11 protein-coding genes and 1 pseudogene are annotated in these 13,828 nt (G+C 71.0%); 6 read left to right on the top strand and 6 right to left on the bottom strand.

The window, feature by feature from the left end:
* The first annotated feature begins 54 nt into the window (after positions 1 to 54).
* Both OHT76_RS03200 and OHT76_RS03195 read left to right on the top strand, forming a co-directional pair.
* Positions 55 to 1,482 carry a basic amino acid/polyamine antiporter gene (locus OHT76_RS03200; protein ID WP_328869175.1) on the top strand — a complete coding sequence of 476 codons (1,428 nt, stop codon included), beginning with the start codon at positions 55 to 57 and terminating at the stop codon, positions 1,480 to 1,482.
* Positions 1,483 to 1,519: 37 nt separating this feature from the next.
* Positions 1,520 to 2,752 carry an arginine deiminase gene (locus OHT76_RS03195; RefSeq protein ID WP_328876441.1) on the top strand — a complete coding sequence of 411 codons (1,233 nt, stop codon included), beginning with the start codon at positions 1,520 to 1,522 and terminating at the stop codon, positions 2,750 to 2,752.
* A gap of 10 nt (positions 2,753 to 2,762) precedes the next feature.
* Here the strand turns inward: OHT76_RS03195 and OHT76_RS03190 are convergent, their stop codons facing one another.
* Positions 2,763 to 3,176 carry a PaaI family thioesterase gene (locus tag OHT76_RS03190; RefSeq protein WP_328869174.1) on the bottom strand — a complete coding sequence of 138 codons (414 nt, stop codon included), beginning with the start codon at positions 3,174 to 3,176 and terminating at the stop codon, positions 2,763 to 2,765.
* 65 nt (positions 3,177 to 3,241) lie between these two features.
* On the opposite strand from OHT76_RS03190, the gene OHT76_RS03185 reads away from it, so the two are divergent.
* Positions 3,242 to 3,667 (top strand): MarR family winged helix-turn-helix transcriptional regulator, encoded by a 426-nt coding sequence (locus OHT76_RS03185; protein ID WP_328869173.1) that lies wholly within the window; start codon positions 3,242 to 3,244, stop codon positions 3,665 to 3,667.
* A 7-nt stretch (positions 3,668 to 3,674) separates the two neighbouring features.
* On the opposite strand, the gene OHT76_RS03180 is transcribed toward OHT76_RS03185, so the two are convergent.
* Both OHT76_RS03180 and OHT76_RS03175 read right to left on the bottom strand, forming a co-directional pair.
* The gene (locus tag OHT76_RS03180) at positions 3,675 to 4,910 is read right to left on the bottom strand and encodes an SMI1/KNR4 family protein (RefSeq protein ID WP_328869172.1); all 1,236 of its coding nucleotides are present in this window, start codon (positions 4,908 to 4,910) and stop codon (positions 3,675 to 3,677) included.
* A gap of 27 nt (positions 4,911 to 4,937) precedes the next feature.
* A complete protein-coding gene (locus tag OHT76_RS03175) occupies positions 4,938 to 5,231 on the bottom strand; it encodes a hypothetical protein (RefSeq protein ID WP_328869171.1) in 294 nt (97 codons plus the stop codon).
* 78 nt (positions 5,232 to 5,309) lie between these two features.
* Between OHT76_RS03175 and OHT76_RS03170 the strand changes: the two are divergent.
* A pseudogene (locus OHT76_RS03170) lies at positions 5,310 to 5,675 on the top strand (Imm7 family immunity protein); the annotation flags it as partial.
* Between the two features lie 69 nt (positions 5,676 to 5,744).
* A complete protein-coding gene (locus OHT76_RS03165; RefSeq protein WP_328876440.1) occupies positions 5,745 to 6,200 on the top strand; it encodes a GNAT family N-acetyltransferase in 456 nt (151 codons plus the stop codon).
* Between the two features lie 4 nt (positions 6,201 to 6,204).
* On the opposite strand, the gene OHT76_RS03160 is transcribed toward OHT76_RS03165, so the two are convergent.
* Positions 6,205 to 7,779, bottom strand: a complete 1,575-nt coding sequence (locus OHT76_RS03160; protein WP_328869170.1) for an alpha/beta hydrolase — start codon at positions 7,777 to 7,779, stop codon at positions 6,205 to 6,207.
* Between the two features lie 286 nt (positions 7,780 to 8,065).
* Here OHT76_RS03160 and OHT76_RS03155 point away from each other — a divergent pair, with 286 nt between their 5' ends.
* Positions 8,066 to 8,713, top strand: coding sequence for a chaplin (locus tag OHT76_RS03155; RefSeq protein ID WP_328869169.1), 648 nt, complete (start codon positions 8,066 to 8,068; stop codon positions 8,711 to 8,713).
* A gap of 55 nt (positions 8,714 to 8,768) precedes the next feature.
* On the opposite strand, the gene OHT76_RS03150 is transcribed toward OHT76_RS03155, so the two are convergent.
* Positions 8,769 to 9,497: a class I SAM-dependent methyltransferase gene (locus tag OHT76_RS03150; RefSeq protein ID WP_328869168.1), complete on the bottom strand. Its 729-nt coding sequence runs from the start codon at positions 9,495 to 9,497 to the stop codon at positions 8,769 to 8,771.
* A complete protein-coding gene (locus OHT76_RS03145; RefSeq protein WP_328869167.1) occupies positions 9,494 to 13,816 on the bottom strand; it encodes an aminotransferase class I/II-fold pyridoxal phosphate-dependent enzyme in 4,323 nt (1,440 codons plus the stop codon). The genes OHT76_RS03150 and OHT76_RS03145 overlap by 4 nt, the downstream gene beginning before the upstream one ends.
* Positions 13,817 to 13,828 lie beyond the last annotated feature (12 nt).

Raw genomic sequence — 13,828 nt, 5'->3', positions numbered from 1 at the left:
ATGACGTCTCCGCATCGCCGATCTGCGGTGGTGCCCGACCGTCCAAGGACCCCCATGCCCGAGGTCGAGACCGCGGCCCAGGAAACCCGTAGCGCCAAGCTCAGCCTGCCGACGCTCACCACCATGGTGGTCGGGTCCATGGTCGGCGCCGGGGTCTTCTCCCTGCCGCGCCGGTTCGCCCAGGAGACCGGCGTCGCCGGTGCCCTGATCGCCTGGGCCGTGGCCGGCACCGGCATGCTGATGCTCGCGTTCGTCTTCCAGACGCTCGCGGTGCGCCGCCCCGACCTCGACGCCGGCGTGTACGCGTACGCCAAGGCCGGCTTCGGCGAGTACCTCGGCTTCTTCTCCGCCTTCGGCTACTGGGCCAGCGCCTGCGTCGGCAATGTGACGTACTGGGTGCTGATCATGTCGACCATCGGAGCGATCGCCCCCGCGCTCGGCGACGGCGACACCGTGCTCGCCGTGGTGCTCTCCTCCGTCGGGCTGTGGCTGTTCTTCTGGCTGATCAGCCGCGGAGTGAAGGAGGCGGCGGCCATCAACCGGATCGTCACCATCGCCAAGGTGGTGCCGATCCTCGTCTTCGTCGTGCTCGCGCTCTTCTACTTCGAGCCCGGCGTCTTCGCCGACAACTGGGGCGGCGCCGACTACGCGGGCTCCCTGTTCCAGCAGGTCAAGGGCACCATGCTGGCCACCGTCTTCGTGTTCCTCGGGGTGGAGGGCGCCAGCGTCTACTCCCGGCATGCGCGGCGCCGCGAGGACGTCGGCCGGGCGACCATCCTGGGCTTCCTGAGTGTCTTCGCGATCTTCGCCTCGGTGACCATCGTGTCGTACGGCCTGATGCCGATGAGCGAGATCGCCGAGCTGCGCCAGCCCTCCATGGCGGAGGTGCTGGAGCATGCGGTCGGCACCTGGGGGCAGGTCTTCGTCAGCGTCGGTCTGATCGTCTCCGTCCTCGGCGCCTATCTCGCCTGGACCCTGATGGCCGCCGAAGTGCTCTTCGTGGCCGCCAAGGACGACGACATGCCCCGCTTCCTCAAGCGGTCCACCCCTGCCGACGTCCCGGTGCCCGCGCTGGTGATGACCACCGCGCTGAGCCAGATCGTCCTCGTCGTCACGCTGTTCTCGGACGACGCCTTCGACTTCGCCCTCAACCTGACCAGCGCGCTCACCCTGATCCCGTTCCTGCTCGCCGCGGGCTTCGCTCTGAAGATCGCCGCGGCCGGGGAACGGCAGCGCTCCACCGAACTGGTCGTCGCCGCGCTCGCGACGATCTACACCGCATTCCTCATCTACGCCGCCGGGCTGAAGTATCTCCTCGTCTCCCTGATCGTCTACGCCCCCGCCACCGTGCTGTTCGTGATGGCCCGCCGCGAACAGGGCCGACAGGCGTTCACCGCGCGTGAACTCGTCATCCTCGCCGTGTCGGTGGCCGGCGCGGTGACCGGCGTCGCGGCCCTGGCGCTGGGCTGGATCAGCCTCTGAACCGCTGCTGGAAAGGTGCACCGTGACCAGTCAGGAAATGTACGGCGTCCACTCCGAGGTCGGCCGGCTGCGCAAGGTGCTGGTCTGCGCTCCCGGGCTCGCCCACCGCAGACTCACCCCGACCAACTCCGACGACCTGCTGTTCGACGATGTGATGTGGGTCGAGAACGCCCAGCGCGACCACGCCGACTTCGTCAACAAGCTGCGCGAACGGGGCGTCGACGTCGTCGAGTTGCACGACCTGCTGGCACAGACGATGGCCGTCCCCGGCGCCCGCGACTGGCTCCTGGACCGCAAGATCGTCCCCAACGAGGTCGGCCTCGGCCTCGTCGACGGCACCCGCGCCTACCTGGAGACCCTCGAACCGGCGGAGCTGGCCCGGTACTTGATCGGCGGCATGGCCACCGGCGACCTGCCGGACGAGTACCGCTCCAGCTGTATCGCGCTGGCCCGCGAGTCCACCGGCGTACGCGAGTACCTGATGCCGCCGCTGCCCAACACCCTCTACACCCGCGACACCACCTGCTGGCTCTACGGCGGACTCACCCTCAACCCGCTGTACTGGCCCGCCCGCCACGACGAGACCCTGCTGATGAAGGCGGTCTACACCTTCCACCCCGACTACACGGGCTCCACCGTGTGGTGGGGCGACCCCGAACTCGACTGGGGCCAGGCGACGTTCGAAGGCGGCGACATCATGCCGGTGGGGCGCGGCGTCGTCCTGATGGGCATGAGCGAGCGCACCTCGCGCCAGGCCATCACCCAGGTCGCGAAGGCGCTGTTCGAGGGCGGCGCCGCCGAGCACGTCATCGTCGCCGGAATGCCACGACTGCGCTCGGCCATGCATCTGGACACCGTGTTCACCTTCGCGGACCGCGATCTGGTCACCCTCTACCCGGCCATCATGGACGGCGTCCACACCTTCTCCCTGCGACCGAACGACAAGTCGCCCGGCGTCGAACTGATCGACGAGGCACCCTCGCCCTTCGTCGACGTCGTCGCCAAGGCACTCGGCCTGCCGAAGCTGCGCGTGGTCGAGACCGGCGGGGACGTCTACGCCTCCGAACGCCAGCAGTGGGACAGCGGCAACAACGCGGTGGCCCTGGAGCCGGGCGTGGTGTTCACCTACGACCGCAACACCCAGACCAACACCCTGCTGCGCAAAGCCGGGGTCGAGGTCATCACCATCGTCGGCGCCGAACTGGGCCGCGGCCGGGGCGGCGGCCACTGCATGACCTGCCCCATCGTGCGGGATCCCGTCGACTTCTGACGGCAGGAGGTCAGGTCACCGCGATGGCGCCCTGCGAGACCGCGCAGAGCGTCTCCGTGCCCTCGCTGTCGACAGTGAGCAGATCGCAGCGACAGACGACCCGGGTACGGCCCGCGCGGACGACCTCCGCACGGGCGCGCAGGAGTTCGCCCTTGGCCGGGCGGAGGAAGTCGAGCGTCAGCCCGGAGGTGGTCAGCCGGGGGCCGACCACGGTGCCGGCGGCGAAGGCCGACGCGTTGTCGGCCGCATAGCCGAGCACCCCGCCGTGCACATAGCCGTACTGCTGGAGCAGCTCGTCGCGGATGTCCAGTTCCAACGTCGCCGCGCCCTTGCCGAACGCGGTCAGCCGGGCCCCGAGCAGGGTGCTGAAGGGCTGGGCGGCCAGTACCTTCCTGGCCGACGCCAGGTCGAGTTCCTCGGTCATGAAAGCCTCACTTCAGTAGTGAACTGAGGGTGGCGCGGTTCAGCCGCCTCTGTCAAGATCGGCCCATGTCCCAGCCCGACCAGCGCCTGTACTTCCTGTTGCAACGGGCCGCCCACCGGCTGCGCATCACCGCCGACCGTCGCTGTCTGGCGGCGGCCGGGATCACCACCGCCCAGCTCGGCGCGCTGTTCGCCGTCGAGGAGCGGCCGGGGATCACGCAGCAACAGCTCGCCCGCACGCTCGGCCTGCGCGAGTCGGCCGTCACTGGCCTGGTGACCCGGCTGACGGCGGCCGGTCTCCTCGCCAAGCGGGCGCATCCGAGCGAACACCGGGCCGTGGTCCTGGAGTTGACCGACGTCGGGGCGAGGGCCCTGGAGGCCGCCCGCCCGGAGATCGACCGCTTCAACGCCGAACTGCGTGCCCTCCTCGGCGACGACGGCTTCGGCCGGACCGCCGCCGCCCTGCACCGGATCGCGTACGGGGAGGACTGAGCGCCTCCTAGGCGCTCAGGGAACCCGTGATGCGCAGGGCGCCCTCGGTGTCGAGGCCGAGGTGGGCCGCCCAGGCGAGGGCCTCGTCGAACGTGGCGTCCGCGTCGGCCAGATGGGCGGCCACGAGACCGGGAGGCGCTCCGGCGCCGTCCAGCAGGGCGTTCCACTGCCGTCCGGTGAGGGCGAGGTAGCGGAGCCCGCCCAGGTCGGCCAGGACGGACGGGTCCGCTATGTCGGCCCCCGAGAGGTCGAGGCCGTGCAGGCGCGGGACGGTACGCAGGGGCGCGAGGTCGACCGGGGCGGTGGTGGTGAGATCGAGGGAGGCCAGGTGGGGGTGGCCCGTGAGCGGGGTCAGATCGCCGTCGTCGAGGGTGACGCGCAGGGACTCCACGGGCAGGTCGCGCACCGGCGTCAGATCGGCGGTGGTGGAGCGGTTGAGGTGCAGTCGGCGCAGGTGTGGGGCGGCGCTGAGCGGGGTGAGGTCGACGATGCCGGGGGTGTTGTTGCTGTGCAGGGCCTGGAGGGTCGGTGGGATCTCGTCGGGCAGGCCGACGCCGATGATCTGCTGGGTCTCGGCTGGTTCGGAGCGCGGGTTCTCCAAGTAGAGGTCGTCGCCGTGCACTTCGTACGCGCCCTGTTCCAGCAACTCCAGACAGCGGCCGAGGAGCGAGGTGACCGAGTCGGTGACGTAGGCGGGCGCCTCGTCGTAGTCGCGGCCGGTCTCGATGACCTGGCCTGGGTGGCCGTCGCGGGCCGGGGTCATGTCGACGGCCAGGAAATTGCCGTCCTCGCCGGTACCGAAGCGCAGCCAGCCGGGGTGGCCCCCGCATCGGCGGACGGTGTCGGCCGGGGTGGTGTCGAAGACGACGGACTCCCACTCCAAGTCCCAGCCGTACCAGGGCCGTTGGTCCGCGCCCCACTCCGTGTGCTCGGCGACCATGCCGTCCAGCGACAGCCAGGCGTTGCCCGGGAACAGACAGCGGCTGCTGTCGCCGTCCGCGATCAGGTAGAGCGCCCGCAGGTCGGCGGGCAGCCGGTGGCCGAGCCGGCGTTCGGCCGCGTCGATCGCGGCGGCGGTGGCGGGCGGGGCCAGTTCCTGGGGGCGTCCCAGGATCGCGGCGCGCCGCTCCAGATACGTGCGGAAACGGGCTACGGCCAGCTCGGGATCGCCCGCCGGGGCCGCGGTGCCGGCCTCCTGCCGCAGCCCGGGCTGTGAAAGCCGGTAACCGGGATCGAGGACCACCTGGAAGCCGCCTCCCGTCCCGGTGACTCAGGTGACCGCGTCGTGGAAGGCGACGAGTCGGTACTCGCCAGACGGCCGGCACCGGATCTCCAGGCTGGCGGGATCCCAGCCGCGCTCCTGGCCCAGGATCTTCCCGAGGGTCATGAGCTCCTCATGGCGGCCGGGCACCCTGGAGTGCCAGTCGCTCCGGCGCGGACTGTAACCACCGGCCACCGACGTGCCGCTCCGCCCGGCCCGGCCGTGCATCACCGCCTCCGTCCAGCTGCCCGGCATGTACGAGAGCATCGCCTCGACGATCGGCCGTACCGCCTGGTCCACCATGATCCCGCTCCCCGGTTTGTGACGTTCTCGGGAATCATGGCAGCCGCCACTGACAACGCGGTTGGCTAGGATCCCGATGTGTTCGAATACCACGGTTGGATCACTGTCAGGGAGACCGCAGCCGACGACGATGACGCCCGCCTGGGCCAGATCGTGGACGAGCTACGGCTGTGCATCGACCGGATGGCCAGCCCTTACCTCCTCGACCTCCGCTGGATGAACGGCGAAGCCTTCATCCACCTGGGAGGCCACTCCAACCACCGCTCGGAGCCGGACGTCATCGCCTTGTTCGAACACGTGGCGACGCTCGCCCCCGGCTCCTACGGCCTCCTCCACATCCTCGACGACGAGGCCCCGGGCCACGAGAACGAGGCGCGGGTCCTCAGGCTCGTCCGAGGCACCGTCACGCACCACGCGGAACCCCTGCTGTCACCGCGCATCCCGACCCTGGAGGACGCCTACGGGATCAGCGTGCGTCCCAGGACGGACGCGGACCTCGACGCCTGTGCCCAGGTGCTTGCCGAGGTACACGACCAGGACGGGTACCCGGTCAACCGGCCCGCCGATCCTGCCGTTTGGCTGACCCCGCCCTCGCTCCTCGCCGCCTGGGTGGCGGTCATGGACGGGCGCGTCGTCGGGCATGTCTGTCTGTCCCGTAGCGGCCCAGGTGACGCGGCGCCGGAGCTGTGGAGCGCCCGTTCGGGTGTGGGCGCCGACAAGGCCGCCGTGGTGAACCGGCTGTTCGTCGCTCCGGCCGCGCGCGGGAACGGGATCGGTGCGCTGCTGCTGCAGCGGGCGGTCGCTGCGGCGCGGGAACTCGGGCGGCACCCGGTACTCGACGTCGTGGCCTCCGACACCGCCGCCGCGGCCCTGTACGAGCGGCTCGGCTGGCGACTGTTGGACACGGTCGATCAGGTCTGGAGCCCGGAGCAGACGGTGGTCGTCCGCTGTTACGCGGCGGCGTTCTGACGCCTTACTCGTCCTCCGCCGACCCGCACGAACTGCCGCTCGCCGGCAGGGAGCCGTACAGCAGGAATGCGTCCACCTTGCCGTGTACGCACCGGGACGAGGCGTAGCCGGTGTGGCCCTCGTCGCGGTTGTCGAGGACCACGGCCGAGGGGCCGAGGCGGCGTGCGGTCTCCACGGTCCAGCGGTACGGTGTCGCCGGGTCGCCGCGGGTGCCGACCAGGAGCATCTTCGGGGCGTCCACGTCCTTGACCTTCTCGCGGATGAAGTCGGTGCCCTTGGGGCGGCCGTAGCACATCAGGACCTCGGTGAGCCGGTAGCGGCCGAACACCGGGGACGCCCGCTCGTACTCGGCGCGCAGCCGGTCGAGGTTGCGGGTGATGTCCTCGGCGGTGGGGCGGTCGGGATCGTCCGCGCAGTTGATCGCCATGAGTGCCGCCGGGAGATTGTCCAGGGGGACGTCCTCCGCGTCGACGAGACCGCCGTCGCCGTCCTCGTCCCGGCCGGGCGCGGCCAGGCCGCCGGTGGCGAAGCCCATCACGCCCCGGGTGTCGCCGTCCTCGACCAGGGAGGTCAGGGCCCGTTGCAGCTCAGGCCACAAGTCCTCGCTGTACAGCGCCTGTCCGATGGCGCCCACCAGATCCTGCCCGGTGAACACGTCCCCGAAGTCCGTCGGCACGGGATCCTCGTCCATCGACTCCACGAGCCGTACGACCTCCGTGCGCGCGGTGCGTGGATCCTGTCCGAAGGGACAACCGATGTCCTTGGTGCACCAGTCGATGAAGTCGTCCAGAGCGGTCTGCTGCCCCGCGGCGCCCGCCACGCCCTGCTCGGTCAGCGGTTCGGTGAGGGTGTCCACGCCGTCGAGCACCATGCGGCCGACCTGGTCGGGGAACTGTGTCGCATACACCGCGCCGAGGCGCGTGCCGTAGGAGAAACCGAGGTAGTTGAGCTTCTTGTCACCGACGGCCTGGCGCATCACGTCGAGGTCCCGGGAGACGTTGACCGTGCCTATGTGGGGCAGCACGGGCCCGGAGTGCTTGGCGCACGCGGCGGCCGTGGCGCGTATCTCCGCCAGTACCGCCTGCGGATCGGCGTCGAGTTCGGTGCTGTCGTCCGCGGAGTCGGCCGTCTCCTCGGAGCTGTCGCCACAGCTGACGGGCGAGGACCGGCCGACGCCGCGCGGGTCGAAGGTGACCAGGTCGTAGCCGTTGGTCAGGCTCATGAAGTCCTTGCCGCCGTAGGCGAGTTGATCGACACCCGCACCACCGGGGCCGCCGAAGTTCAGCAGTACCGAGCCCCTGGACTCACCCGTGGCCCGATAGCGGGCCAGCGCCAGTTCGAGCGTCCCGGCCGCCGGGTCCGCGTAGTCGAGGGGGACCGTGACCTTGCCGCACTGGAGGTCCTTGGGCGCGTCCATGCCCTCGCACTTTCCCCACGACACCTTCTGACGGTAGAACCGCGTCAGATCGGGCTCGTCGTCGTCCGCGGCCGGCAGTCCCACGGCCAGCACGGCCAGCCCTGCGGCCGAGATGACGGCGCAGCGCCGCAGGGCGGGCCGCTTCCACAGCTTGCCCAGCATCGATGCCTCCAGGGGCGCCCGTCGGCGGACCGGGATCCGGCGCCCTCGATCACGATAAGCGGCCCCCGCGGGCCCCGCCTCCGGGCGAGCGGGACAGTGCGAGGCGGGTTACCCTCCGCGCTTCCCTCATCGCCCGCTGTATCCGCTCAGGGCAGCTTTACCGCTAGTTCGATAACCGTGCCGCTCGATGGGGTGAAAGGCCGATTAGCCATAACTCGGATGGTTCGCCTGCGTTTTATCCGGTGCGGGCGAGTGCCCGCGTCCATGTCTGGAAGGCAGGGAACCTATGAGACGGGTTACCCGAAACGGTGTGATCGCCGTCGCCGCCGCGTCCGGTGCGATGGCTGTGACGATGCCCGCGCAGGCCGACTCCGGGGCCGACGGCGCCGCGGTCGGCTCGCCCGGGGTGATCTCCGGCAACACCATCCAGCTCCCGGTGCACGTCCCGGTGAACGTGTGCGGGAACACCGTGAACGTGGTGGGGGTGCTCAACCCGGCCGCGGGCAACACCTGCGCCAACAAGAGCGCGGGCGATGAGCGCGGCGCACCCGGCGGGGCGTCCGCCGAGGGCGGCGGAAAGGATTCGCCGGGTGTGGTCTCCGGCAATGGCGTGCAGCTGCCGGTGCACCTCCCGGTGAACGTCAGCGGCAACAGCGTGAACGTGGTCGGCATCGGCAACGCGGCCGTCGGCAACGACTCCGAGAACACCTCCGGCGACCGCCCCGTACGACCCGAACGCCCCGCGGAACCGGCTCCCGAGCCGCCCCGGACCCGGCCCGCACCGAAGCCCGTGCCACACGTCCCGGACCGCCCCGTGGCCTCGCTCGCCCACACCGGAGCCGACCACACCGTCCCCGCGGTGGCGGGCAGCGCCGCCCTCGTCCTCGGTGGCGCCGCCCTCTACCGGCGCTTCCGCGTCCGGGCGACGCGCTGACGCCAAGGACGGAAGGCCCCGCCGGGCGCACCACCGGTGGGGCCTCCGGCGCTTCTCAGCGCGCGACGCCCGACAGCAGCACCATCCCCGAGTCGCCGTAGTCCGGAAGGGTCGGGTCCGAGTCGATGTGGGTGACGGAGAGCTCCCGGGTCAGGGGCGTGAATACCTCGGTGACCCGGTCCGGGTCGATCGGACAGCCGGGCCAGCGCGAGGCCGGGCCGATCCGGTACGTCGGCATGTTCTCCATGAAGGCCGCCACCAGATACCCGCCCGGCTCGACACAGCGTACGAAGGCCCGGCAGAAGGCGGTGAACTCCGCGAAGTCCTCGGTGGCGCCCTCCGCGACGAAGTGCATGGACGCCAGACCGTAGCTGTCCGGCGGCAGGTCACGGACGTCGGCGTGCACCACGTACACCTGGGCCAGCGCCCGCGCCGGGGTCTCCGGCACCGCGGGGTTGAGCTGCCGGCACAGGGCGTGGAACGGCAGCCAGCTCGCTTCCGGCCCGCACAGGATCTGCCGTTCCAGATAGGCCACATTCCCGGCCCCTGCCTCGACGGCGTCGATGCGGCGGCTGACGGCGGCGGCGAGCATCAGCGGATACAGGTTCGGGCCCGCACCGAACTCGACCGAGCGGGCCACGGAACCGGGGGCGAGGCGCCGGTAGAACGCCGAGTGGTGGGCGATGACCGCCGCGTCCGAGGGGTGCACCTCCCGGTAGTTCTCGGCGAGATAGTCCGCGACCGGCCAGCGGTCCCAGTCCACGTCGTCGTTGTGCGTCGTCATGGCCGCACCGGTCCCTGCGCCTCGGCCTGCTCTCCGCGCGGCCGCAGTGGGTACCGCGCGGACAGCCGGGTCAGCGTGTCGTTGAGCCGGCCGATGTCCTCGTCGGAGTTGAGCGCGGTGATCTGGACCCGGAAGCCCACCCGGTCGCGCGGGACGAGCGGATAGGCGGCGAGCGTCACATAGATGCCCTCGTCCCACAGGAATCGCGCGACCGCGTCCAGGTCGTCCGGATTGGCCAGGGGGACCTCCAGGATGGGCAGCCGGTCGCGGTTGAGGCAGTGCACGTCCAGAGCGGCCAGATGGTCCAGGACGCGGACCGTCTTGCGGTGCAGATCGGCGCGCACGGCGTCGCCGCGGCGGTCGTTGACGTCCAGACCGGCAAGCGCCGTCGCCAGGGACGCCGTAGGGGAAGGACCTGAGTACAGATAGGGCGCCGCGGCAGTCTTCAGCCGGTTCTTCAGCTCGGTCGGCAGTGCGACGAAGGCCAGCAGCGAGGAGTACGCCTTGGAGAACCCGGCGACCAGCACGATTCCGTCGTACGTCTCATCGGTGTGCCGCACCACGCTGTTGCCGCGCGAACCGTACTCACACGGCTCGCCCGGGCCGCGTTCCCCGATCACCCCGAAGCCGTGCGCGTCGTCGACGTACAGGGTGGCCCCGTGCTTGCGGCACACGGCGGCGAGTGTGGGCAGGTCGCAGATGTTGCCGGTCATGCTGTTGACGCCGTCCAGGCACACGAGCCGGGGCGCGCCCGCCGGTGCCGAGGACAGCAACACCTCGAGTTCGTCGGGCCGTTCGGCGTGGAAGCGGCGAAGGGTGGCGCCCTGACCGCGGGCCACCAGACAGCCGTCGTAGACCGTGCGGTGGGCGGTGGCCTCGACGAAGACATGGCCCTGCTCGGCGAGGACGGGGATGACCGAGGCGTGGATGAGGGTGAGCGTCGGCAGCAGCAGGGTGTCCGGTGCGCCGAGCAGTCCCTTGAGCCGTTCCTCGATCTCGGGGTAGAGACGCGGGCTGCCCAGCAGCCGGGACCAGCTCGGATGGGTGCCCCAGTGCCGTACGGCGGGTTCGACGCGGGCGACGATCTCCGGGTCCCAGTCGAAGCCGAGGTAGTTGCACGAGGCGAAGTCGATCAGCCAGTGGTCGCGGCACCGGATGTGGCGGCCGCGCACCTCGTCCAGGACCGCGTCGCTCATCGGGCTGGTACGGCGCAGCCGGTCGAGGTCGGCCCAGCGGCTGCGCCGTACGGGCGGAGCGGGGTGGGCCTTGGCGGTGGCACTGCCGGTGCCGCGCCGCCGTAGGATCCGCTCGGTCTGTTCGATCGACATCGGCCGGGCGAAGAGATAGCCCTGCCCGAGCCGGCATCCCATGCCAGCGAGCAGATCCCGCTGCGCCGGGTCCTCGATGCCCTCGGCGATCACCTGGAGGCCGAGGGTCTCGGCCAGGCGGACGATGCCCTCGACCAGCGCGACCTGCTGGGCATCGCTGGTGATGTCGTCGATGAAGGACTTGTCGATCTTCAGTACGTCGATGGGGAAGTCCCGCAGATAGCGCAGCGAGGAGAACCCGGTGCCGAAGTCGTCCACCGCGATGCGCACCCCCAGGTCCTTGAGCGCGTGCAGTACCGCCTGGATTTCGCTGTCACGCCGCAGGAGCACCGTCTCGGTGAGCTCCAGCTGGAGCGATCCCGGCGCCAGACCGGGCGTGCGCAGCGCCCGGCCTACCTGGTCCAGGAACCCGTGGTCGCGGAACTGCCGGGCGGAGACGTTGACGCTGATGAACGGTGGGCCGTCGTGCGGCGGCGACAGGTTCTGGAGGGACGCGGCATCGTGGACGGCGTTCTCCAGCACCCATGCCCCGAGCGTGGCGATGTGCCCGGTCTCCTCGGCCAGGGTGATGAACTGCTCCGGCAGGACGGGCGGGCGGGGCGCCCCCGGCCAGCGCACCAGCGCCTCGAAGCCGGCCACCTGTCCCACGGTGATGTCCACGACGGGCTGATAGCGCAGCGTGAACTCCTCGGCGGCGACAGCGTGGGCGAGTCGGCTCTGCAGATCGTGCCGCTCGACCATGCGGGTGTGCAGCAGCTGCCGGAACCGCCGCCACTGCCGCTTGCCGGCCGCCTTCGCCGAGTACAGCGCGAGGTCGGCATGGCGCAGCAGCTCCTCCGCGTCGGTGCTGTCCCGCGCGGTGGCCACACCGACGCTGGCGGAAACCGTCACCGATTCCCCGGCCAGCGGGAACGGCCGCGACAGCGCCTGGATCACCTGCGCCGCGAGGAGTTCGGCGTCCAGTGGCTCGTGCGCGTCCTCCATCAGTACGGCGAACTCGTCGCCGCCGAGCCGGGCCGCGGTGTCGCTGCGGCGCAGGGTGCGGGAGAGCCGGGTGCCGACGGCGACCAGCAGCTGGTCGCCCGTGGAGTGCCCGAGAGTGTCGTTGACCTGCTTGAAGTCGTCCAGGTCGATGAAGAGCAGACAGGTCAGCGCCGACTCGCGGCGGCCGCGCAGCAGGGCGCGCTCGATCCGCTCCAGCAGCAGCGTCCGGTTCGGCAGGCCGGTCAGCGGGTCGTGGAAGGCGCGCTGGGTGAGTTCCTGCTGGAGCCGCCGCTGCTCGGTCACGTCCCGCAGGGTGACGACCAGGCCGCCCACGGTGGGCTCCTCGCGGAAGTTGGTGCACCGGACCTCCACCTCGACGTGCCCGTCGCCGCGGCGCACCCACCAGTGGTCGTGCCCGGCATGGGACTCCTCGTCCCGTACGGACGTCAGCGCCTGCGCCGCCCGGGACCGGTCCCCTGGGTCCACCAGCTCCGGCAGTGAGCTGCCGGCCAGGTCGGAGGTGCCGAACACGGAGACCGCGGACGGACTGGCGTACCGGATCGTGTCGTTGTCCTCCACGATCAGGATGACGTCGGAGGTGTTGCGCACCAGCGTGCGGAAGTACGCCTCGCTCTCCCGGCGCACGACCTCCTGGCGCAGCATCACGCGCTCCACGGCGAGCCCCGCGTGGGAGGCGAGGATCTCCAGGGAGCCACGGGTCTCCGCGAGCGGACGGGCGGGCCCGGCCACCAGCAGCGCGCCCGCGGCGCCGCCGGGGGGACGGTCGGGCTGCGTCATGGGGCACACCAGTACGGACGGCAGACCGCCCAACTCGTCGGCGAATTCTGGTCCGAGCCGGTCGGGTGTCGTCAGATGCGCCGTCCGCAAGGAGGGATCCGTCGCCTGCTCGGCCGACAGCACCACGGTCCGATGATCTACGGCGGGGCCGAGCAGCGTGGCCACGGCCGTCTCACAGGAGCGGGTCACGTCGCTGCGGAGGAAGGCCGAGACCAGCGAGGCCGCCGCGCCGCGCAGCGCCAGCTCCCGCGCCACCGCCCGGCGGTGGGCCACGACCATGACCGCCAGGCGCAGGATGACCAGCAGGAACAGCGCGGCCGAGAAGGCGGCGATCGCGGCCGCGTCATGGGCGGCGCCGCCCGCCGCCTCGTGGAGCAGGATCCCGGGTGCGATCAGCGTCGCCAGGGCGAGCAGCAGCAGCCGGCGGGGCGGCGGGAGCAGGGACTCGCGGGTGGGTACGGAGGCGGTCAGTTCCACCATGGACGGGTGCAGCGCGGCCAGGCCCCAGGCCGCGTAGAAGACGATCCACCCGGCGTCGAGCAGGGTGCCCGTCTCCCACGCCTCGTTGAGCTGGAGGATGCCGTAGGCGATGTCGAAGCCGAGCAGTGTCGTGGTGCCGACGACCAACAGCTGCACCGACCGGTTGGGCCCCTTGAGCGGGGTCGGGGCCAACAGCCGGACCAGCAGGGCGAGGACGAGCACATCACCGAGCGGATAGGCGATGCTGATCGCCCGTTGCTCCCAGGTCAGCCCCTCCACCTCGGTGAGCGGCTGCACCAGGTACACCCACACCGGCAGCGCGAGACCCGCGGTGAAGATCATCGCGTCCAGCAGGCTCGGCAGGTCGTGGCCGGCCCAGCGGTAGCGGACCAGACCGGACAGACCTATGGCGAAGAGCGGATAGGTGGCGAGGTAGCAGGCATCGGCGGGGGAGGGGAACGGGTTGGAGGCGTCGAAGTAGTTCTCCATCACGTTGTAGTACGTGTCGCCGACGATGAAGGTGAGCAGACCGCCTGCCAGCACCCACCAGGGCCAGCGGTGGGCGGGGCGGTGCAGCTCGGTCCCGGTCAGGACGGCGGCGACCCCGAGCAGACCGATCACGGCCCACACCGGGGTGAGCGCCGCGGGGACCGTCAGATAGACGGCGGTGGCGACCGCGATCAGCGTCAGCAATGCGGCCGTGAGCCTCTGAGCCGGCTGCAAAGGCATGCGCCTCCCCCG

It is taken from the genome of Streptomyces sp. NBC_00287, assembly GCF_036173105.1.
In the GTDB taxonomy this organism is placed as follows: domain Bacteria; phylum Actinomycetota; class Actinomycetes; order Streptomycetales; family Streptomycetaceae; genus Streptomyces.
The sequence above is the reverse complement of the archived record's forward strand: the minus strand, read 5'-3'. Positions and strand labels throughout refer to the sequence as shown.

What these genes read in the sequence shown, in the direction of transcription:
- OHT76_RS03160 (WP_328869170.1), bottom strand. Translation starts at nt 7,779, where the DNA reads ATGCTGGGCAAGCTGTGGAAGCGGCCCGCCCTGCGGCGCTGCGCCGTC.
- OHT76_RS03175 (WP_328869171.1), bottom strand. Translation starts at nt 5,231, where the DNA reads ATGGTGGACCAGGCGGTACGGCCGATCGTCGAGGCGATGCTCTCGTAC.
- OHT76_RS03145 (WP_328869167.1), bottom strand. Translation starts at nt 13,816, where the DNA reads ATGCCTTTGCAGCCGGCTCAGAGGCTCACGGCCGCATTGCTGACGCTG.
- OHT76_RS03150 (WP_328869168.1), bottom strand. Translation starts at nt 9,497, where the DNA reads ATGACGACGCACAACGACGACGTGGACTGGGACCGCTGGCCGGTCGCG.
- OHT76_RS03195 (WP_328876441.1), top strand. Translation starts at nt 1,520, where the DNA reads ATGTACGGCGTCCACTCCGAGGTCGGCCGGCTGCGCAAGGTGCTGGTC.
- OHT76_RS03200 (WP_328869175.1), top strand. Translation starts at nt 55, where the DNA reads ATGCCCGAGGTCGAGACCGCGGCCCAGGAAACCCGTAGCGCCAAGCTC.
- OHT76_RS03155 (WP_328869169.1), top strand. Translation starts at nt 8,066, where the DNA reads ATGAGACGGGTTACCCGAAACGGTGTGATCGCCGTCGCCGCCGCGTCC.
- OHT76_RS03185 (WP_328869173.1), top strand. Translation starts at nt 3,242, where the DNA reads ATGTCCCAGCCCGACCAGCGCCTGTACTTCCTGTTGCAACGGGCCGCC.
- OHT76_RS03190 (WP_328869174.1), bottom strand. Translation starts at nt 3,176, where the DNA reads ATGACCGAGGAACTCGACCTGGCGTCGGCCAGGAAGGTACTGGCCGCC.